Raw genomic sequence first — 20,567 nt, forward strand, 5'->3', positions numbered from 1 at the left:
AGCGTTCGCGGACCCTCCGGCGTCAGACGGGATGCGCAATCCACGGATGAACGCGTTCCCGCCTGACATGCGTCACTTCAGGGGCAGCAGGTACGCTTCCAGGAACACGTCCGGACGGCGGTCCATGTCGCCCTCCGGCGTACGCTGGTAGCCCCGGCGCTGGTACATGCGCGCGACGCCCAACGCACCCTGGCGCACGTGGAGGGAGATGGCGTCCACGCCCCAGCGCTTCGCGAGGACTTCCGCCTCCGCAAGCAGCGGCTGAGCCAGACCCTGGCCGTGGTAGCGCACCGACGTGGCCAGGGCGCGCAGGTCCGCTGTGCGGGGCAGCCAAGCTTCTGTGCCGGGCGCGCCGGGCGGATACAGGGCCACCGTGCCCGCGACCTCTCCGTCCACTTCCGCCACCATGATGGTGCACACCTTGCGCTTGGAGGCGACGTCGCGCAGGAACGCCTTGCGCTCCTCGGAGTAGACGACCTCCGGCAGCTTCTTCGCGTACTGCGTGACGTAGGCCTCCACCAACAGGTCGCCAATTGCCTTGTCGTCCTCGGGCCGCGCCTCGCGGATGACGGCTCGCTTCACCACGTCCGTGCTCATGCGCCGCCCTCTAGCATGACGCCCCGGAGCCCGCGCGGCGCTTCCGGGCAGGCAGCCAGCGTTGTACCTCCCCCGTCCGACACGGGCCCGACCTGGCTACCAGGACCGGGGGTCCGGGACGCGGCGCTCCAAAACCTGTCCGACTGTCGGACAAGTTCGTGCCATGTGCCTCCGGACAGGGAGGGCCCCGTCCTGGCGCGCTGCGGCAGGCGCACGTGGAGGCGTGCTCCGCGTGCGCCTATTTCCTCCGGGCGGGCACGGTCACGCGAGCGTGACGACGACGCATGCCGCCGAGTGCCCAGGCCGCGAACAACAGGCCTCCCGCGGCCGCCGCCGTTCCGCCTCCGCCCGTGGTGCAGCCTCCCGCCTGTGCGTCATCGACCGCGTCCGGCGCCACATCGGAAGATGAGCCGGGCGCTCCCTGCGAGGGGCCTCCCGCGGCTTCGTCCGGCATGGGCTCCGTGCCTCCGTCCGCCGACGTCTGCGTGCCCGCGTCCGGCTGCTGCGTGCCCGCGTCCTGCGGCGTCGTTCCGGCGTCCGGCGTTTGGGTCGCGGTCAGTTCCTCGTAACGCTGGATGAGCTTCAGCCTCGCTGCGTCGAACGCGGCGCCGTCGTCCGTCACTCGCGATGCGGCCGGGATCAGGTCCCTGGCCACCTTGCGCGCGAAGTCCGGGTCTCCCGCGTCACTCACCGCCTTGAGCCACTCGTAGTCCTGCATGCCCTGGCGGATGAGCTTGAGCCGCAGCGACGCCACCGGTACGTCCGTCTTGCCACCGATGGCCTGTGGCGTACCCGGGTAGAAGAGCGTCCCGTCCCCGTTGCCGTTGAAGCGGTACTGGTCCGTCCATGCCGTGGAGAGCATGCCCACCGACTGGTAGTAGAGCTCGCCCGTCGCGCCCTCCAGGAACGTCACCCACTCCATCGCGCGCGCCTTCGCCGCAGACCGGTCCAGCATGTACGACGGCCAGCCCGCGCCCGGCTTGTTCTCCGGCGCGTTGGTCCCATACGCACAGCCGTGGCTCATGCAGCTCTGATACATCCACAACGCTGTTCCCGGACGCTCCAGGAAGTTCGTGTACGTGCCCCGCTGGTCGCCCCGGAAGTTCGCGTCCGTGCCGTCCAGGTGGTTCACCAGAGGCACCGCCGTGTCCACCGCGTCTTCCAGGCCGTTGGCCTTCAGCTCGCGCGAGTTCGTCGTCAGCACCGTGCGCAGCCCGGGCGCAGCCTGACGCACCAACTCTCCCATCGCGTGTACCTGCGCGAAGGGCGTGCCGTAGGGCGGCTCGTCCCCCAACTGCACGTAGGCCCGGTCCAGCCAGCCCTTCTGCTTCATGTGTGCCGTGAAGTCCTTCAGGTTCGCCGCGTCGAGCGGACCCACGTACTCCAGGCTCGTCATCCTCGCGCCCTGCAACCGCGTTGGCGCCGTGCCGTCCAAGTAAGGTCCCCACGTCGCGTCGAAGGTGCTCCACTCCGGCGGCCACGGCTTGCGCGGGAAGAGACTGGAGAGCGTGAAGCGGTGCTCCAACGCCATCCGCTGATAGCGCGTGAGCAGCGGCTGCAACTCCTCCGGCGTGCAGTCCTCGCGGCCCGTGTGCGCGCGACACACGTGCGGCGGCCAGAGCAGGAACGCCGAGGACAGCGAGGACGTGCTCGGCAATGCCGCGTCCACCACCGTCAGCCTCGCCGTCACCTGCCGCTGGAAGCCTCCGTCCGCCTCCACCGTCACCGTGCCCCTGTAGTCCCCGGGCGGCGCGTCCTTCGGCACGTGCACGTCCACCCAGATGGCCCGTGCCTCCTTCGCGGGCACGTCGAAGGGGAAGGCGCTTCGCGTCTCACCGGCGATCTCGTCCGTGTCCGGCACCAGCCCGTCCGGCCACGCACCCACGGACTCTCCCGCCACCGACGCCTGCTTCGTCGTGACGAGCGCCTCGCGATACAGCGTCACGTCCGGCCCCGTCAGCGTCGTGGAGCCCGGGCCCTCCAGCGCGGGCAGCTTCGCGCGCACGCCCTTCAGCCCCGTGTCTCCGCCTTGCAGCGCGACCTGGAAGGAGACGAACTCGTTGCGCGCGGCGGTGAGCCGCACCTCGGTGGCGCTCCGGGCGGCGGTCCCCGGCCGCACCTTCACCATCATCCCCTCGCCCCACACGGCCGGCCCGGCCGCGTACACCGGCAGGGCCACGGTCAGCGACAACAGGGCGGCATGGAACGGTCGAATCGAAGGCATGAAGAGACCAACGCGACCCGGCCCCGCCAGCCTTCCCGCCCCGGATGTTCCTTGTCAGCCGGACAGGCAGACGGCCGGGGGCTCTACGCCTCGGATGGTGGGCTCAGAGGAAGTCGCCGATGAACCACGGCAACTGCTCGCTCAGCCTCTGAAGCAGGCCTCGCCGCTTCCAGCCGTGCCAGTGGACCTCCGCCGAGTGCTTGAGGTCCGCCTCGAAGGACTTCGCCAACTCCTCCGCCAGCACCGGGCCCTCCACCATCACCGAGCCCTCGTCGGTGTGGCTGAGCGCCAGCGGATCCAGGTTGGTGGAGCCCACGATGCTCAGCGTGTCGTCCGCGACCAGCGTCTTGGAATGCATCATCGAGATCTCGTACTCGTAGATGCGCACCCCGGCCTCCAGGAGCCTCGCGTAGGACGCCCGCTGCGCGTTGAGCACGGGCTTCACGTCGTGGTAGCGGCCGGGCACCAGCACCCGCACGTCCACGCCCTCGCGCGCCTTGAGGATGAGCATGTCGCTGATGGCTTCCGACGGGATGAAGTACGAGTTGGCGATCCACAGCCGGTGCTTCGCGGACGCGATGGACAGCAGCCACATCTTCGTGGCTTCCGACAGGAAGCGGTGCCCCGTGCTGGCGACGAAGAGGGCCCGCGCGTTGCCCGCGGGCGCGAGCTCCGGGAAGGACTCCGGGGGCAGGAAGGCGCCGCCGGACTCCTGCCAGTTCTGCGCGAAGGCGAGCTGCATGCCTCGCACGACGGGGCCCCGCACCCGCACGTTGGTGTCTCGCCAGGTCTCCGCCGCGTCGCCGTTGCCCAGCCAGCTGCGCCAGATGCCGAAGCCGCCTGTCAACGCGACCTCGCCGTCGCGGATGACCATCTTGCGGTGCATGCGCGCGCGGATCCTCACCGCGTCCAGGGACGTCACCGCGCCCTGATAGGGACGGTAGATGCGCACGTCGCAGCCCGCGTCCGCGAGCACCGGGGCCACGACCTCGAAGTTCACGCTACCCAGCGGATCCACGATGACCCGGCACTGCACTCCAGGGGCCCGCTCTCGCAGCGCGATGAGCAACCGGTCCGACGGGATGCCCGGACGCCAGATGTAGCTGGCGATGTGGATGCTGGAGCGCGCGGCGCGGATCTCCTCCTCGATGGCGTCGAAGACCTGGCCGTTCTGCACCAACTCCACGCCGTTGCCGGACTCCATCGGGATGCCCAGCGTCTGCTCGATGGCGAGCTCCCTCTCCGCCGGGTCCTCCGGCAGCGCGCGCAGGCGCAGGTCCTGTCGGTGGTTCGGGTAGGGACACCCCGCGGTGAGCAGGGCGAGCAGGGCGAGCAGGACCAGCCGCACGGTCCGGAAGCTAGGGCAGCCCCCGCCCTTCCGCATCCGCCGTGTGTCTCCGAGTGGCGGAAGCGCGTGGATGGACACGAACACCGTCCACCCGTCGACGCTTGAGCCCCGTGGCACGAGAGGCCGGTGGTGCCGGACGCGCCGCGTGCGCACTGCTGGGTGCTCACGGCGAACACTCAGGGAGGACGGACACGGCATGGGGCGACAGGGGATGGCACCCGCGTACAGAGCGCTCCTGTGGGTGGGCCTGCTGGGGGCACCGGCCGCGTCCGCCTCGGTGTGGATGCAGGACGTGCCACCCGCGGGAGATGTTTCATCCTCGCCTCGGGATGAGCAGCCGCCCACGACGGACACGCCCGCGCCACAGGCTGGCGACGTCCTCGCGCCTCGCGATGGACCGCGCGAAGCGGATGCGCCCGCGTCCTCCGCTTCGCCGTCGGACCGGCCTCCGTCCTCCGAGCCTGAACCTCCGCCCCCTCCGCTGAGGCCCACCGTCCTGGATGCGCCGTTCCTGGACGCGGATCCTCCACCTCCCGCCGTGCCGCCTCGCCAGCTGCGGCCGTTCATTCCGCATGGCGAGCCCGACACGGAGGCACCTTTGTCCGCCGGCACCTGGGTCGCGCATGGCGGTGTCACGCTGCTGCCCCTGGGCACCGTCTGGGCCGCGACCCGCGTGGGCGGTGACACGCGCCTGGGCGCCTCCGCCGCGGAGGCCGCCGCGGGCACCGTGCTCGCGTCGCTTCCGGGACGCTTCCTCTTCGTTCATCCCTCCTATCCGCAAGGACGGTGGATGGAGCTGGAGGTGGGCGCGTTCGGCGCGGCGATGGTCGTCACTCCTCCCATCGCGGCGCTCGGCACCTGGGGCATGGGCGAGATCGCTTTCGGCGACAGCCAGGATCGCGGCCACGCGTACCTGGGCGCGCTCGGCGGCGCGACCGTGGGAATGCTCCTGGGCATCGCCGCGCATGAAGGCCTGCGCCACCTGGCCGGCTCCAGCGAACGGCTGGACTTCCTGCGCCAGTACCTCGCGTTCTCGCTCATCGGCAGCGGCGCGACGGTGGGCTATCAGTGGAGTCGCACCCCCACTCCCAGGCGTTGACGCATTGTTTCGCCGCATCGGTGTTTCAAATTTCTTCCCGCGTGCGGCGCCTTGGCACCCCGCCCTCCGCGCGTGCGCGCGTGCCTGCAATCTCGCCAGTGGCGTTGTCAGCCCCGGTCCCTAGAGTGCTCCGTGCAGCGCCAACACATCGCAGGGAGACGACACCATGCAGGCTCGCAAGCACGTCCGTCGCATCGCCTTCGTCCTCGCCGCCGCCGCCACCGTGATGGGCCTGGGCATCGCCGCCACGCCGTCCTCCGCCGACGCGCAGGACTGCACGCCCCAGTGTTTCAAGAACCCCATCTCCGGGCAGATCACCTGTACGTACCCCTGCCCGTAGTCCCGGGCCGGCCACGACCGTGATGAAAAAAGGCCCCACCCGCTTCATGCCGGGCCGGGGCCTTCTTCCTGCGCGAAGTGCGCGTGCTACTCCGAGCGCATCGCCTCCACGGGGTCCAGCTTCGCCGCGCGCGCCGCCGGGTAGATGCCGAACGCCAGCCCCACCCCGCAGCTCATCACCAGCGACACCACCACGGACCACATGGGGACCTCCGTGGGCAGGTTGATCATCCACCGCGCCAGGTGCGCCAGGCCCACGCCCAGTGCCACGCCCACCGCGCCGCCCACCAGCGACAGCACCACCGCCTCCAGCGCGAACTGCGCGAGGATGCGGTAGCGCTTGGCCCCCAGCGCCTTGCGGATGCCAATCTCCCGCGTCCGCTCCGTCACGGCGACCAGCATGATGTTCAGGATGCCGATGCCTCCCACCAGCAGCGACAGGATGCACACGCCGAAGCTGGCCGCGGACACCGCCGCGGAGAGGCTGTTGAACATCTGCGTGGCGCTCGCATTGTTGTAGAGGAAGAAGTCGTCCGCGTCGGTCGGCTTGAGCCCGTGGCGGCGGCGCATGAGCAGCGTCACTTCATCCTGGGCCCGCTGGAGCACCTCCGGGGACTGCGCCTGGATGCTGATGCGGAAGTCGCGCACGCCGAACATGCCCGCGAACGTGGACAGGGGAATCATGGCCTGGTTGTCCTGGCTGCCGCCGCCCAGGAACCCGCCCCGGCGCTTGAGCGTGCCCACCACCTGGAAGGTGCGGCCCAGGAGGCGGAACTCGCGGTTCAGGGGGTCCAGGCCGGGCCACAGCGTGTCCGCCAGGTCCTGGCCAATCACCGCCACGCGCCGGCCGTCCACGAACTCCGCGTCCGTGAAGGGCCGCCCGGTGGAGAGGCTCACCGAGTTGGTGTTGAAGTACTCCGCAGTGCCGGCCCAGACGTTCACGTTGGGACGCGACTCGCGGTCGGCGGTGGAGGCCTTCTGGCCGCCCTTGGAGTCCTCGCCGGCCGCCTGCGCGATGGAGGGCTGCGTGCGGATGGCGTCCAGGTCCGCGTAGGTGAAGCGCGGCCGGCGCGCGAGCTCCGCGATGGACAGCTCACCCTGGCCGAAGGGCAGCCGCTGCACCTGGAAGCAGTCGCTGCCCAGGTCCGACATCTGTTCGTTCACCTGGTTCCGGAGGCCCTCGATGAGGGCCATCATGGACACCACCGTGGTGACGCCGATGACGATGCCCAGCAGCGTGAGGAAGGAGCGCAGGGGGTTGGAGCGGAACGTGCCGAACGCCAGCCGCACCGTGTCCCAGAAAGCCATCCACATGGTCAGGTCTCCCGCTCGCGCCTAGTCGTGGCGGAGCGCTTCCACGGGGTCCAGGTTCGCGGCGCGCGCCGCCGGCCAGATGCCGAACAGCAGGCCCACCACCGCGGAGAAGCCCACGCCCAGCACCACCGTCATGGGCTGCACCGCCGCCGCCAGGGGCGTGAGGTAGTTCACCAGCCACGCGAGGCTCATGCCCACCGCGGTGCCCATCGCGCCGCCCACCGCGGACACGCTGGCCGCCTCCATCAGGAACTGGAAGATGATGGTGTTCTTGCGAGCGCCCAGCGCCCGCCTCACGCCAATCTCACGCGTCCGCTCGCGCACGGACACCAGCATGATGTTCATGATGCCGATGCCGCCCACCAGCAGCGTGATGAGCCCGACGCCGGTGGCCGCGCCGTAGAGCGCGCCGGTGAGCTGCGCGTACATGTTGGCCAGCTGATCCGGCCGGTTGATGGCGAAGTCGTCCGGCGCGCCGGGCTTGGTGTTGCGCTCACGGCGCAGCGTCTCCGTGAGCCGGTCCTGCACTCGGGGGACGTTCTCCTGCTGGTCCACCGCGAGCACCAGGGTCACGTCACGCAGGGTGCCGAAGTGCCCCTGGAACGCGGTGTACGGCAGCATCACCACCAGGTCCACGTTCTGCCCCAGCAGCGTGCCGCGCTCCACGATGACGCCCGCGACGCGGTAGGGGCGGCGGTCCACGAGGATGCGGTGGCCCACCGGGTTGATGCCCGGGAAGAGCACCTTGCCCACCTCCGCGCCAATCACCACGACGGGGGAGCGGTTGTCCACGTCCGCCTGCGTGAGGAAGCGCCCCTGCCCCATCTCCACGGAGGACGTCATCGCGTAGTCGGGGCTGGTGCCCATGGTCTGCACGGAGGCGAGCTTCCGGCTCTGGAAGGACACCTCCGCGTTGACGAACATCATGGGGGCCACCGCGATGACGTGCTCGGAGGCGGCGCGCATGGGCTCCACCAGGTCCAGCGAGAGCGTCTTGCGGTTGCGGTACGCCCACCAGTCCCCGTTCATCACCCAGGGGAACTTGGACACCTGCAGCGTGTTGGAGCCAATCTTGTTGAGCTGGTCCGCGAAGGAGCTGTTCAACCCCTGGATGATGCCGACGATGGCCAGCAGGGTGCACACGCCCACGCCGATGCCCACCGTGGTGAGCACCGTCCGCAGCCGGTTGGAGCGCAGCGAGGTCAGCGCGATGCGCGCGCCCTCCCACACGTCGACCCGGAAGTTCACGAAACCACCCCTTCACGCATGGAAGCCATGCGGCCCACCGCACCGGGAGGGACCCCGGCGGACGGGCCGCGTCAGGCACTCTACGCCCAGGAGGGCCGCCCATTGCACGCGGCCTTCACCGGACGGCGTTTCACGGCGGGATTTTCCCGTTTCAGGGCAGCACGGTCACCGTGTCACCGGTCAAGCGCACCTTGACGGAGACCTCGTTGGGGAGCGTGTCGGCCTCGTCCACGATGTGGTTCTCGTCCACTCCCACGCGCACCGTGTACTCGCCGTCCGGGGTGTCGGTGACGTCCAGCCACTGGCAGGGCAGGTCCGCGGTGTAGACGTCCGACCAGCCAGGCGAGATGCCCGTGCCCGGGTCGTACCAGCTGTATGGCTCCCCGTCCGCGCAGTACTGGGTGAAGTCGATCATGTAGAAGCCCTGCTTGCGCCCCACCGACGTCGTGTTGCCCGCCGCGTCCTTCAGGTCGTAGCCGGCGAAGTTCGTCAGGTGGTGGTGCTCGTGGCACTCGTCGTAGACGAAGAGGTCCGGGCGCTCCTCGGGTGAGGGCACCACCAGCGGGCCCGTGCCCATGTTCATGATGGAGGTGGTGAAGCGCAAAAGGCGCCGCTCACCGCCCGCGGGCACGCAGCCCTCGCGCACCTCGCAGGAGTCCGCCGTGAAGGAGCGCCGGTCGATGTAGAGCGAGCGGGCGATGACGTCCCGGTCCACCGTGAGGTCCGGCTTGCCGTTCACAGGGTCCACCTGGAGGCCGCACATCCGCGTGGGAGCCAGCGCGGGCGCGGGCTCCTGCGAGTCCGGCACCGCGCCGCCGCCGAACACCATCACCCGGCCCAAGGCGGACTCGCCGCTGCCTCCCGTGGGCGTGCCCGCGGGCGTGCCGCTGAGTCCCGGGGACACGCCCACCACCAGGTCGTCGTACCCGTCCCCGTCCAGGTCGCCCGCGGAGGCCATGCCCAGGTAGTCGGTGCCCATCGACGTCCGGAGGTCGAGCCGGTTGGCGCGCGGCCACGCCCACACCGGCTCCAGCGGGCCAGACACGTTCGCGGTGGGGCGGAAGAGGTACGCGCGGCCCACGGCGCCGATGGCGAAGTCGTGGCCCGTGTTGCCCTCCACCATGGAGCCCACGGAGACGACGGTCTTGTTGAAGGTGACGTAGGCCTGTCCGAAGAGGGGGAAGGCCGCGTCGTCCATCGGCTGCCAGGTGACCTGCGGCGCATAGCCCTGGCCCGCGGCGTCGGACAGGTGCAGGCGCTGGCTGCCGTCCAGCAGCAGGAGCGCCTCCGCGCGGCCGTCCCCATTCAAGTCGGGCAGCGCGGCGAACAGCTCGGCCTGGCCCGTCCACACGGGCTGCGCGGTGAGTGGCCCTTCACAGACGTGAGCGCTGCCCGCCTTGCACCCCAGGAAGAGCTCCACCTTGAAGTCGTCGTGGGTCACGGCCAGGTCCTTGACCCCGTCCCCGTCGACATCCCCCGCGGGGTTGGGGACACCGGTCAGCTTGCGCACGGCGGTGAAAGCGCCCTCCGGTGCTCCCGGCGTCGCCCGGTACACGGTGAGCTCCCCGTCGAGCGTGGAGACGGCGAGCTCGTCCTTCCCGTCCCCGTCCAGGTCCAGCAGCCGCGCGCCGCTGAAGCGCAGGGTGGCGGAGTCCGGCGCACGGAACACCGGCTGGGCCAGCACCTGGGACAGGTCCGGCCCGCCCTTGAAGACGCTGACGCCGAAGGCGGTGGCGACGAGCACGTCCGCGTACGCGTCCCCGTCGATGTCGCCCGTGGTCACCGTCATCCGGCTGCTGGAGGCGCGGGGGCTGGGGTGCACCCACGTCAGCGTCGTGGTGACCGGAGTCTTCAAGAAGTCGCGCGCCTCGCCCGCGTACACCATCACGCGGCCAGGGTCCGTCTGGGTGCCCGAGCAGGGCGCGGACGTCACCAGCAGGTCCTTGCGCCCATCCCCGTTGAGGTCGCCCACCGCCACGGTGCGGCCGAAGCATTCCCTGGGGTTCGCGCCGTCACCGGTCACCTGCCAGCGCGGCGTTTCGGAGAGGGTGGGGCCCGCGTCCGGGGTGCCCGCATCCGGCTGGGGTTTCGGATCATCCTTGCAGCCCGTCAGGACCCAAAGCCCCACCACCGCGCAGGACCGCGCGAATCGCATCCGCATCGTGTCGTTCTCCCCGGAATGAAACCGGCCGGCATTGCACCGGCCCCATCCCCAGGAGTCCCTTCGCGGTGAAACGATGCGCTCGGCCCGCCCTTTCGCTTCAGGGCAGCACGGTCACGGTGTCCCCCTTCAGGCGCACCTTGACGGTGGCCTCGTTGGGGAGCGCGTCGAGCTCGTCGATGATGTGGTTCTCATCCACGCCCACCCGCACGGTGTAGTCGCCGTCCGGGGTGTCGGTGACATCCAGCCACTGGCAGGCGGTGTCCGCCGTGTAGACGTCCGACCAGCCCGGCGAGATGCCCGTGCCCGGGTCGTACCAGGCGAACGCGGTGCCGTCCGCGCAGTACTGGGTGAAGTCCACCATGTAGAAGCCCTGCTTGCGCCCCACGGACAGGGAGTTGCCGGAGGCGTCCTTGAGGTCGTAGCCGGCGAAGTTCACCAGGTGGTCGTGCTGGTGGCACTCGTCGTAGACGAAGAGGTCCGGCCGCTCCTCCGGCGAGGGCACCACCGCGGGCGCGGTGCCCAGGTTCACGATGGAGGTGGTGAAGCGCAGCAGGCGCCGCTCGCCGCCCGCGGGCACGCAGCCTTCCCGCACCTCGCAGGCGTCCGCCGCGAAGGAGCGCCGTTCGATGTAGAGCGTGCGGGCGATGACGTCCCGGTCCACCGTGAGGTCCGGCTTGCCGTTCACCGGGTCCAGTTGGAGGTTGCACATCTTCGCGGGTATCAGCAGGGGCGCGGACTCCTCCGAGTGCCCCTCCACTCCGCCACCGAACACCACCACCCGGCCCGGGGCGCGCGTGCCGTCGTTCTCCTGCGACAGGCCTACCACCAGGTCGTCGAAGCCGTCTCCGTCCAGGTCGCCGGGGCTGGCCACGCTGGGGACGGTGAAGCCCAGCATCGTCTGGGGCAGGAGGCGGTTGGCGCGCGGCCACGCCCACACCGGCGTCAGCGGGCCGGACACCTTCTCCTGGGGGCGGAAGAGGTACACGCGCCCCAGCGAGGCGAGCACGAAGTCGTGGCCCTTGCTCGCCACCGCCATGGAGCCCACCGAGAGGCTCTGGGCGGCCACGCTGGGGAAGGCCGGGTCGTCCATCAACGTCCACACGGGCGAGGCGGAGTAGCCCTGCACGGAGGCGTCGGACAGGTGCAGGCGCACGGTGCCCCGGAGCCCCGCGAGCATCTCCGGACGGCCGTCTCCGTTCAGGTCCGGAATCCCTCTCACGCTCTGCGCCGTGCCCTTCCACACCGGCTGCGTGGTGAGCGGTCCATCACAGACACGCGAGCTGTCCGCCTTGCAGCCCAGGAAGAGGCCCTGGCTGTTCTCCTCGTCGTACAGGGGGATGAGCAGGTCCTGGGCGCCGTCCCCGTCCGTGTCTCCCGCGGGCTGCGCGTAGCCGGACAGCACGCGCACGTTGGTGAAGGGGCCCTCCTTCCCTCCGGGCGTCGCGCGGTAGATCGTGGTGCTCCCGGTGAAGGTGGAGACGATGAGGTCGTCCAGCCCGTCGCCATCCACGTCCAGCAGCCGCCCGATGGCGAAGCGCGTGGTCGACGAGTCCGGCACGCGGAACAGCGGCTGGGCGAACACCTGGGCCAGGTCCGGTCCGCCCTTGTACACGCTGACGCCGTAGTAGCTCTTCACCACCACGTCCGCGTACGCGTCCCCGTCGACGTCGCCCGTGCCCACCGTCATCTGGTAACCCGACGTGCGCGGGCTGGGATGCACCCACGACAGCGTGGAGGTGACGGGTGTCTGGGAGAAGTAGGACGCCTGCCCCGAGTACACCATCACGCGGCCAGGGTTCGTGGGGCCGCTGGTGCACGGCGGTGAAATCACCACCAGGTCCTTGCGGCCGTCACCGTCGAGGTCCCCCAGCGCCACGCCACGGCCGAAGCACTCCTTCGCGTCGAGGCCATCGCCTTCCACCTGCCAGCGTGGCGTTTCGGAGAGGGTGGGCCCGGCGGTGCCGGCATCGTCTTGAGAGCCCGCGTCCGGGACACCCGCGTCGGGCTGGGGCTTGGGGTCGTCCTTGCAACCCGCCGTCAGGAACATCACCACGGCGCAGGCCAGCGCTCCACGGGTCCGCATGTTCACTCCTGGGCAGGACGCGCTCACGCCCCCAGCGCATCCGATGTCCGGCATGAAGGGGTGCGCAGGATAGAGCGGCGCGCTCCGTTCCCCGAAAGGCCCTTGCTGGATGAACGGTGCTTCCGACACCTGCCCGACGGCGCATTGCCTTCCGGACGGAGAGCAGCCGGGCAGGCGGACGTGGCCAGCCCCCGACGCCGTCCCCAGATTCGCGCGAATGCACGCGCCCTGAGTGCGTGCCCGAGCCATGGCCGACACCGCCGCCGACACCGCCCTGGACTCCCGCGCCGCTCCGGCCTCCGAGCGGTTCAGCCGTTCACAGAAGGCCTTCACGCTGGCGGGAGCGCTGCTGGGGCTGCTGCTCGCGGCGTTGGACCAGACCATCGTGGCCACGGCGGGGCCCACCATCCAGGCGGATCTCCACATCGCGCCGGAGCACTACCCGTGGCTCACCACCGCGTACCTGGTGGCGTCCACGATGATGGTGCCCGTGTGGGGCAAGCTGTCCGACCTGCTGGGCCGCCGCGCGGTGCTGGTGGCGGGCATCGCCGTGTTCCTCACCGGCAGCTTCCTGTGCGGCGCGGCCCGCTCCACGCTCGTGCTCATCCTCTGCCGCGCGGTGCAGGGGCTGGGCAGCGCGGCGCTCTTCACCGGCTCGCTGGCGGTGGTGGCGGACCTGTTCCCGCCGCGCGACCGGGGCAAGTACCAGGGCCTGTTCGGCGCGGTGTTCGGCCTGTCCAGCGTCATTGGCCCGCTGGCCGGCGGCTTCATCACCGACGCGCTGGGCTGGCACTGGGTGTTCTTCATCAACCTGCCGGTGGGCGCGCTCGCGCTGGCGCTCATCTTCCTGCGCATGCCGCCGCTCAAGCCGGAGGGCGTGCACGGCGGGAAGCTGGACGTGTTGGGCGCGGTGGCGCTGGCGGTGGGCGTGGTGCCGCTGCTGCTCGCGCTCAGCCTGGGCCATGGCGCGGCGTCGCCAAGGGCGGGCGGGTTCCCGTGGGGCTCCGCACCCATCCTGGGATTGTTCGCGCTGTCGGCGGTGGGGCTGGGGCTCTTCGTGTGGCGGGAGCGCCAGGCGAAGGAGCCGCTCCTGGATCCGTCGCTGTTCCGCCTGCGCGCGTTCTCCGCGGGCAACGCGGCGGTGTTCACCATTGGCGCGGTGTTCCTGGCGTCCGTCACCTTCCTGCCGCTGTTCATGGTGAACGTGGTGGGGCTGTCCGCGACGCACTCCGGGCTGACGCTGACGCCGCTGACGCTGGGCGTGGTGGCGGGCAATGTCCTGTCCGGGCAGCTGGTGTCCCGGATGGGCCGCTACAAGGCGCTGATGGTGGGGGCGCTGCTGTTCCTCATGGGCGGCTTCGCGGTGATGGGCTTCACGCTGACGCCCGACTCCACCCAGGCCGAGGTCACGGTGAAGATGGTGCTGGTGGGCCTGGGCCTGGGCCCGTCCATCCCGCTCTACACCGTGGCCGTGCAGAACTCCGTGCCGCCCCAGCGCATTGGCGTGGCCACGTCCGCGACGACGTTCTTCCGGCAGCTGGGCATGACGGTGGGCGTGGCGCTCCTGGGCTCCGTGTTCGCGGGCACGCTGGGCCGGGAGATGCACGCGCGCACGCAGCAGGCCACGAGCGGACTGCCTCCGGACGTGCGGCAGGAATTGCACGCGTCCGCGCCGGCGAGCCTGGGCGGAGGAGAAGGCGCGCCGCAGGGCCAGCGGTTCCAGCCGGAGCAGGTGAAGGCGAAGCTGCGGGAGGGTTTCGCCGAGGAGCGGCGGCAGGCCCTGCGAGAAGGGCCCGAAGCCCGCGCGCGAGTGGACGCGGACGAGGCCCGCGCGCTGTCCACCGTGGACCGCGTGGACCGCGCGATGAAGGAGTCCTTCACCCGCGCGACGATGGCCGTGTACCGCGTCGCCATCTTCGTCGCGCTGGCGGCCCTGCTCGTTACACTGTTGCTGCCGGAGCTGCCGCTTCGCCGGGGCGGACCGCGCAAGGCCCCGGCGGAGGCGTAGCAGCGGCCTACTTCTTCGGCGGCGGCGGCGTGTCCGACTCCGGCGCGGTGGGACGCACGAGCGTGCCCGGCGACTCCGCCAGCGCGTACGCCATCCACGTCACCGCGGCGGTGCTGCGCGACAGGTCCTGGGGGTCCACCTTGTCCAGCGTGTCCGCCATGGAGTGGTGCACGTCGAAGTAGCGGCTGCTGTCCACCCGCACGCCCACGAAGGGCACGTGCGCGGGCTCCATCGGGCTCAGGTCCGCGCCCGTCGCGTGCCCCACCAGGAACTGCGCGGCGCCCAGTCCCTCCAACGGCGCCAGCCACGGACGCATCAGCGCCTCACCGCCCGGCCCCGCGTGCAGGCTCACGCCCAGGGGCCGCCCGCCGCCCGCGTCCATTTCGATCGCGGCCACGTGCTTGGGCAGCTCCTTCGCGTGCGTCTCCGCGTACGCGCGGCCGCCGCGCAGCCCATTCTCCTCGTTCATGAACAGCACCACGCGCACCGTGCGCCGGGGCGCCTGGGGCAGCTTCGCGATGAGCCGCGCGGCCTCCATCACCATCACCACGCCCGCGCCGTCGTCGTGCGCGCCCGTGCCCACGTCCCACGAGTCCAGGTGCGCGCCCAGGAGCACCACCTCGTCCGGCTTCTCGCGGCCCCGCACCTCCGCCACCACGTTGGACGAGTCCGCGTCCGGCAGATCCGAGCACCCCAGCACCAGCCGCACCTTCACCGCTCCGCCCTGGAGCATCCGGTGCAACGTGAGCGCGTCCTCCACCGACACCGCCGCCGCGGGCAGGCGCGGGCCGCCTTCGTCGAAGCGCGTGGAGCCCGTGTGCGGCGTGCGCAGCGACGCCGTGGCCAGCGAGCGCACCAGCGCGGCCACCGCGCCCTGCTTCGCCGCCGCCGCCGGACCCCGGCCTCGCAGCCCCGCGAAGCGGCCGTAGTCCGCCGCCTCCGACATGGTGTGGTTGAAGAACACGATGCGGCCCTTCACCTTGTCACCCAGCGCCGCCAGCTCCTCCAGCGAGCTCACCTCCACCACCTCCGCGGTGATGCCCTCCGGAGGCGTGGGCGCGCTGCCGCCCAGGGCCAGCAGCGCCAGCGGCAGTCCGCGCGTGCGCTCGGAGGCCAGGATTTCGCCGTGCTCCTCGCCCCGCACCCAGCGAGGCACCTTCACCGGCTCCTTCCACGCCTTCACCCCATCCGCCTGGAAGCTGCGCAGGGCCCACTGCACCGCGGCCTCCGCGGACTCGGAGCCCGACAGGCGCGGCCCGATGCCATCCGTCAGCTCCGCCAGCCGCGCGTACGCATGGCCTTCCGCGAGCGCGGGACCCACCAGCTTCGCCGCCGTGGCCTGCTGCGCGGCGCTCAGCTTCGTCACGGCCGGGGGCGTGGCCTTCACCGACGACGTGGCCGGGGACTTCGGCGCGGGCTCCTGGGAGGGCGCGGTCGCCGTGTTCTGGGGGGAAGGCGATGCCGAGGTGAGCAGCTGCAGGGCCAGCGAGACGGGCAGGACGAAGGTGGACGTGGACACTCGAATCCTCGAGGGGACCTGATGAGTGAGGAGGGGCGGGGTGGAAGTCCCAGGGGCCACCGCGCGCCGAGAGGGGGAACGCGGCGCGCGGGGCTCAACTGGGACGTCACGCACCGGTTCCGCGGTTGGGGAACGCGAGGCCCGGTACATACGCCATCTTCCAAGAAGAAGAGGACGTGCGTGCATTCTTTAAAGAAATTCCCGGCAGCGTCAAGGCGGGAAGTGAGCATTGCGACCCGCGGGTGATGTGAGTGTTCACGACTCTCCGCAACGCGGGACGTCCCATGGCTCGCATTTGCCCTGGGTAACCCGTGACGTCTTCCCGCTTCTGGAGGCCCAGGACACGCCGCCGCGCGCTGTATTCCCCAGGGTTCAGGACGACCTGACGCCCTGGCTGCCCTGCGTCAAGGCGACGGGAAAAAGGGGCTCGCGCGCCGGCACGAGGGACTGGCGACGCGCCTTCGGGCGTTCACCTGGAACAGCCGGGCGCGGACGCCGTCACCGGGGAGGTGTTCCGGTTCCGGAGGAATGCCTCCTTCGGAATTCTCCGTTGCCCCCTCCGGAGGACCCGGGCGACAGTGCCGCGGCCGGAGGTCGTCCCCCCGACCCACGGTCCCCCGCTCATGATCGTGCCCCTTTCCGAAACGGAACAGGCCCTGAGGGCCGAGGTCGAACGTCTGCGATTCCGCCTGCGCGCCGCGGGCCTGGATGACGGCGCTGGCACGGTCCCCGGCGTCCCAGCGCCCCCTGGAGGGAACGCCGACGCGCGCGTGAGGCAGGAACAGCTGCGGCTGGCCCAGGAGGCGGGCGGCATTGGCGTGTTCACGCTGGACATCGCCACCAACCAGCTGACGGTGACGCCGGAGTTCTGCCGGCTGTACGGCGTGCCGGTCTCGGACATGCTGCCCGCATCGGTCATCGAGGCGCTCGTGCTGGAGGAGGACCGGCACCACGTGTCCAACGCGCGCACGCGCTCCTCGGGGCGGGTCACGCCGTCGGTGGAGTACCGCATCCGCCGTCATGACACCGGGGCCGTGCGGTGGATCCACCGGCGCGCGTCGCTGGTGTACGACGCGGCCGGCAAGCCGGTGCAGTTGGTGGGCATCACCCAGGACATCACCGAGCGCCACCAGGCCGACGATGCCTTGCGCGAGGCGAACGAGCGCGTGCAATTGGCGCTGAACGCCGAGGCAATGATTGGCACCTGGGTGTGGGACGTGCCCGACAACCGCGTCGTCGCGGACGAGCGCTTCGCGCACTCCTTCTCACTGGACCCCGTGCAGGCGCGCGAAGGTCTGCCCATCTCCCAGTTCGTGGCCGCCATCCACCCGGAGGACCGGCCCCGGGTGGAAGCGCTCATCGCCCGCGTGCTGGAGACGGGCGGTGCGTACCGCTCCGAGTACCGCGTGCTCCGCGCCGACGGCGCGCACCGGTGGGTGGAGGCCAGCGGCCACTGCCACCTTTCCGCGCAGGGCGCGCCGCTGCGCTTTCCCGGCGTGCTGGTGGACATCGACGCGCGCAAGCGGGCGGAGCTGCGGCAGACGGCGCTGCTGGAGATGGCGGACCGGCTGCGCGAGGCCTCGTCCCCGGACGCCGCCGCGAAGCTGGCCATGGAGGTGGTGGGGCGGATGCTGGGCGTGCCGCGCGCGGGCTACGGCACGGTGGACGCGGCGCACGCGCTGGTGCTGATGCACCCGAACTGGGTGGCCTCGCCGGACGTGGCGCGCGTGGAGGGCGTGCACCGCTTCCACGACTACGGCGTGTTCCTGGAAGACCTCCTGAAGGGCGAGGTGGTGACCATCCCGGACGTGCGGAAGGACCCGCGCACGGCGCCCCATGCGGCCACGCTGGAGCAGGTAGGCATCCGGGCACTGTTCAACATCCCGCTGCTGGAGCACGGCCGGTTCGTGGCGGTGCTGTTCCTGCACGACGTGCAGCCGCGCACGTGGACCGCGGAGGAGATCGAGCTGTCACGCAACGTCGCCGACCGCGTGTGGGCGACGCTGTCCAGGCTCAAGGCGCTGTCGGACCTGAAGCGGGCCAACGAGACGCTGGAGCAGCGCGTGGCGCAGCGCACCCGGGAGCGGGACCGCGTGTGGAACGTGTCCCAGGACCTGCTGGTGGTGGGGAGCCTGTCGGAGGGGAAGTTCCTCAGCGTCAACCCGGCCTGGACGCAGATGCTGGGGTGGACGGAGGAGGAGCTGCTGGGCCGCACGTCGGAGTGGCTGGAGCGCCCGGAGGACTACTCGCGGACGCGCTCCGAGGTGCACCGCCTGGAGGGAGGAAATCCCACGCTGAACTTCGAGAGCGCCTACCGGTGCAAGCACGGCGGTTACCGGCGCATCTCCTGGACGGCGGTGCCGGTGCCGGAGGACGGCGTGCTGTACGCCAGCGGGCGCGACGTCACCGAGCAGCGGCAGACGGAGGAGCAGCTGCGGCAGGCGCAGAAGATGGAGGCGGTGGGGAAGCTCACGGGCGGCGTGGCGCACGACTTCAACAACCTGCTCCAGGTGGTGGGCGGCAACCTGCAACTGCTCCAGCGAGATGTCGCGGGCAACGAGCGGGGCTTGAATCGGGTTCGGTCAGCGCTGGGCGCGGTGGAGCGCGGGGCCCGGCTGTCCGGGCAGTTGCTGGCGTTCTCGCGGCGGCAGCCGCTGGAGCCTCGCTCGTTGAGCCTGGGCCGGCTGGTGCGGGGCATGGACGACCTCCTGCGCCGCGCGCTGGGCGAGGACGTGGAGGTGGAGACGGTCATCGGCGGCGGGCTGTGGAACACGATGGCGGATCCGCACCAGTTGGAGAACGTCATCCTCAACCTGGCCATCAACGCGCGCGACGCGATGGGGGGCGCCGGGAAGCTGACGCTGGAGTTGAGCAACGCGGCGCTGGACGACCACTACGCGCAGGCGCACCCGGAGGTGATGGCCGGGGCGTACGTGCTGCTGGCTGTGTCGGACACGGGTGGGGGCATGTCGCAGGAGGTGATGGAGCGCGCGTTCGAGCCCTTCTTCACCACGAAGCCGGAGGGCCGGGGCACGGGCCTGGGGCTGAGCATGGTGTACGGCTTCGTGAAGCAGTCCGGCGGGCACGTGAAGATCTACAGCGAGTTGGGTCACGGCACGACGGTGAAGGTGTACCTGCCGCGCGCCTTCCAGCCGGAGGCTCCGGTGACGGAGGTGGTGACGGGGCCCGTGGAGGGCGGGAAGGAGACCATCCTCGCGGTGGAGGACGACGCGGAGGTCCGCGCGACGGTGGTGGAGCTGCTGACGGAGCTGGGCTACCGCGTGTTGCGCGCGGTGGACGGCCAGAGCGCGCTGTCCATCCTGAAGAGCGGCGTGGCGGTGGACCTGCTCTTCACGGACGTGGTGATGCCGGGGCCGGTGCGCAGTCCGGAGCTGGCGCGGCAGGCGAAGTCGCTGCAGCCGGACATCGAGGTGCTCTTCACGTCCGGCTACACGGAGAACGCCATCGTGCACGGCGGCCGGCTGGACCCGGGCGTGAGCCTCTTGTCCAAGCCGTACCGGCGCGAGGACCTGGCGCGCAAGGTGCGGGCGCTGCTGGACCAGCGGCAGCAACGGATGGCGACGCCGAAGCTCCAGTGGCCGGAGGTGCCGCGCCCCGGGGAAACGTCGGCGACGCTGGAGGCCGCGCGACGGATGCGCGTCCTGCTGGTGGAGGACGACGAGGACATCCGCGCGTCCGCCGGCGAGTTGCTGGGGCTGCTGGGCCACGCGGTGATGTCGGTGGCGAGCGCGGAGGAGGCGCGGGTGGCGCTGGCGGCGGAGCGGTTCGACGTGCTCTTCACGGACGTGACGCTGCCGGGCATGTCCGGCGTGGACCTGGCGCGCGAGGTGGCGCTGCGCAAGCCCGCCATGCGCATCATCATCGCGTCTGGCCATGGCCGCGCGGCGCTGGATGGGGATCCGCAGCAGTGGCTGGGCGTGGTGGTGCTGCCCAAGCCCTACGCGCTGCCGCAGATACAGCAGGCCCTGGCGCAGGTGGCCGCGACGGCCCGCTGAGAGGTCAGCCGCGCTGGCGCTCCAGGAAGGCCAGCAGGCCTTCCGTGTTGCGGCGCTCGTGGTCGTCCAGGGACGGCAGGTACTCGCGGACCTCCGCGAGCATGGCCTCCGCGGCGGGCAGGTCCTCGGGAGAGACCTTGAACGCCCACTGCCAGTACTCCGCGGCCGTGTACGAGTACATCCGGGTGTCCACCGGATGCTTCAGGTAGGCGCGCAGGGCGCCTCGCACGACCCGCGGGGTCTGCCCCCAATGAGCGGCACAGAAGAAGGCGGTCTTGGCGATGAAGCGGAGAAGCGAAGCTGACGGAACCCGTCCCGCATGTCGCCGCTCCACCTGCTTGAGGCCCGCGCGGAACCGAGGCCAGTCCCTGGACGCGAGGGCACTCACGTCCGCCACATCATCGATGAAGGCACTCCAGGCCGGAGCCCTAAAGGGCGGATCCTGGAACGCTTTCTTCATTATCGCGGGCATTCCAATGCCTTCCCGTTCCAGCTGTAAACGGCGTCAGGCCAGAACCCGTTGGCCATGCAATAGGACCGACACGAGTCACAACGGCTCTCTCCCTCCACCCGTCCTGGCTTGCGCTCCCCGCCTGCATCGACACAGC

13 protein-coding genes are annotated in these 20,567 nt (G+C 70.9%); 4 read left to right on the forward strand and 9 right to left on the reverse strand.

What is annotated here, in order from left to right; genetic code table 11:
* Positions 1 to 72 precede the first annotated feature (72 nt).
* From D7Y15_RS14735 to D7Y15_RS14745, 3 genes are all read right to left on the reverse strand, one after another.
* Positions 73 to 597 carry a GNAT family N-acetyltransferase gene (locus tag D7Y15_RS14735; RefSeq protein WP_121752984.1) on the reverse strand — a complete coding sequence of 175 codons (525 nt, stop codon included), beginning with the start codon at positions 595 to 597 and terminating at the stop codon, positions 73 to 75.
* A gap of 238 nt (positions 598 to 835) precedes the next feature.
* A complete protein-coding gene (locus D7Y15_RS14740; RefSeq protein ID WP_121752985.1) occupies positions 836 to 2,821 on the reverse strand; it encodes a DUF4091 domain-containing protein in 1,986 nt (661 codons plus the stop codon).
* 103 nt (positions 2,822 to 2,924) lie between these two features.
* Entirely contained in the window at positions 2,925 to 4,169 is a 1,245-nt protein-coding gene (locus tag D7Y15_RS14745; protein ID WP_121752986.1) for a phosphatidylserine/phosphatidylglycerophosphate/cardiolipin synthase family protein, read from the reverse strand.
* 196 nt (positions 4,170 to 4,365) lie between these two features.
* Between D7Y15_RS14745 and D7Y15_RS14750 the strand changes: the two genes are divergently transcribed.
* Positions 4,366 to 5,268 carry a hypothetical protein gene (locus tag D7Y15_RS14750; protein ID WP_126933752.1) on the forward strand — a complete coding sequence of 301 codons (903 nt, stop codon included), beginning with the start codon at positions 4,366 to 4,368 and terminating at the stop codon, positions 5,266 to 5,268.
* 166 nt (positions 5,269 to 5,434) lie between these two features.
* On the forward strand, positions 5,435 to 5,608 hold the full coding sequence (locus D7Y15_RS45240; protein ID WP_167548584.1) for a hypothetical protein: 174 nt from the start codon (positions 5,435 to 5,437) through the stop codon (positions 5,606 to 5,608).
* A gap of 86 nt (positions 5,609 to 5,694) precedes the next feature.
* On the opposite strand, the gene D7Y15_RS14755 is transcribed toward D7Y15_RS45240, so the two are convergent.
* From D7Y15_RS14755 to D7Y15_RS14770, 4 genes are all read right to left on the reverse strand, one after another.
* Entirely contained in the window at positions 5,695 to 6,921 is a 1,227-nt protein-coding gene (locus D7Y15_RS14755; protein WP_120575815.1) for an ABC transporter permease, read from the reverse strand.
* Positions 6,922 to 6,942: 21 nt separating this feature from the next.
* Positions 6,943 to 8,169, reverse strand: a complete 1,227-nt coding sequence (locus D7Y15_RS14760; RefSeq protein ID WP_120575816.1) for an ABC transporter permease — start codon at positions 8,167 to 8,169, stop codon at positions 6,943 to 6,945.
* A gap of 151 nt (positions 8,170 to 8,320) precedes the next feature.
* Positions 8,321 to 10,330, reverse strand: a complete 2,010-nt coding sequence (locus D7Y15_RS14765; protein ID WP_121752988.1) for a lysyl oxidase family protein — start codon at positions 10,328 to 10,330, stop codon at positions 8,321 to 8,323.
* A 100-nt stretch (positions 10,331 to 10,430) separates the two neighbouring features.
* Positions 10,431 to 12,416 carry a lysyl oxidase family protein gene (locus tag D7Y15_RS14770; protein ID WP_121752989.1) on the reverse strand — a complete coding sequence of 662 codons (1,986 nt, stop codon included), beginning with the start codon at positions 12,414 to 12,416 and terminating at the stop codon, positions 10,431 to 10,433.
* Between the two features lie 247 nt (positions 12,417 to 12,663).
* Here D7Y15_RS14770 and D7Y15_RS14775 point away from each other — a divergent pair, with 247 nt between their 5' ends.
* On the forward strand, positions 12,664 to 14,424 hold the full coding sequence (locus D7Y15_RS14775; RefSeq protein ID WP_121752990.1) for an MDR family MFS transporter: 1,761 nt from the start codon (positions 12,664 to 12,666) through the stop codon (positions 14,422 to 14,424).
* 7 nt (positions 14,425 to 14,431) lie between these two features.
* On the opposite strand, the gene D7Y15_RS14780 is transcribed toward D7Y15_RS14775, so the two are convergent.
* The gene (locus D7Y15_RS14780; RefSeq protein ID WP_120575820.1) at positions 14,432 to 15,943 is read right to left on the reverse strand and encodes a M20/M25/M40 family metallo-hydrolase; all 1,512 of its coding nucleotides are present in this window, start codon (positions 15,941 to 15,943) and stop codon (positions 14,432 to 14,434) included.
* Between the two features lie 623 nt (positions 15,944 to 16,566).
* On the opposite strand from D7Y15_RS14780, the gene D7Y15_RS14785 reads away from it, so the two are divergent.
* Complete coding sequence (locus D7Y15_RS14785) at positions 16,567 to 19,959, forward strand: PAS domain-containing protein (RefSeq protein WP_121752991.1); 3,393 nt, start codon at positions 16,567 to 16,569, stop codon at positions 19,957 to 19,959.
* A 4-nt stretch (positions 19,960 to 19,963) separates the two neighbouring features.
* Here the strand turns inward: D7Y15_RS14785 and D7Y15_RS14790 are convergent, their stop codons facing one another.
* Positions 19,964 to 20,419 (reverse strand): hypothetical protein, encoded by a 456-nt coding sequence (locus D7Y15_RS14790; RefSeq protein WP_120575822.1) that lies wholly within the window; start codon positions 20,417 to 20,419, stop codon positions 19,964 to 19,966.
* Between the last annotated feature and the right edge of the window lie 148 nt (positions 20,420 to 20,567).

Source organism: Corallococcus sp. AB030, assembly GCF_003668965.1.
In the GTDB taxonomy this organism is placed as follows: domain Bacteria; phylum Myxococcota; class Myxococcia; order Myxococcales; family Myxococcaceae; genus Corallococcus; species Corallococcus exiguus.

Coding starts and splice junctions, on each gene's coding strand:
- D7Y15_RS14735 (WP_121752984.1), bottom strand. CDS start 597: ATGAGCACGGACGTGGTGAAGCGAGCCGTCATCCGCGAGGCGCGGCCC.
- D7Y15_RS14740 (WP_121752985.1), bottom strand. CDS start 2,821: ATGCCTTCGATTCGACCGTTCCATGCCGCCCTGTTGTCGCTGACCGTG.
- D7Y15_RS14750 (WP_126933752.1), top strand. CDS start 4,366: ATGGGGCGACAGGGGATGGCACCCGCGTACAGAGCGCTCCTGTGGGTG.
- D7Y15_RS45240 (WP_167548584.1), top strand. CDS start 5,435: ATGCAGGCTCGCAAGCACGTCCGTCGCATCGCCTTCGTCCTCGCCGCC.
- D7Y15_RS14755 (WP_120575815.1), bottom strand. CDS start 6,921: ATGTGGATGGCTTTCTGGGACACGGTGCGGCTGGCGTTCGGCACGTTC.
- D7Y15_RS14765 (WP_121752988.1), bottom strand. CDS start 10,330: ATGCGGATGCGATTCGCGCGGTCCTGCGCGGTGGTGGGGCTTTGGGTC.
- D7Y15_RS14770 (WP_121752989.1), bottom strand. CDS start 12,416: ATGCGGACCCGTGGAGCGCTGGCCTGCGCCGTGGTGATGTTCCTGACG.
- D7Y15_RS14775 (WP_121752990.1), top strand. CDS start 12,664: ATGGCCGACACCGCCGCCGACACCGCCCTGGACTCCCGCGCCGCTCCG.
- D7Y15_RS14785 (WP_121752991.1), top strand. CDS start 16,567: ATGATCGTGCCCCTTTCCGAAACGGAACAGGCCCTGAGGGCCGAGGTC.
- D7Y15_RS14790 (WP_120575822.1), bottom strand. CDS start 20,419: ATGAAGAAAGCGTTCCAGGATCCGCCCTTTAGGGCTCCGGCCTGGAGT.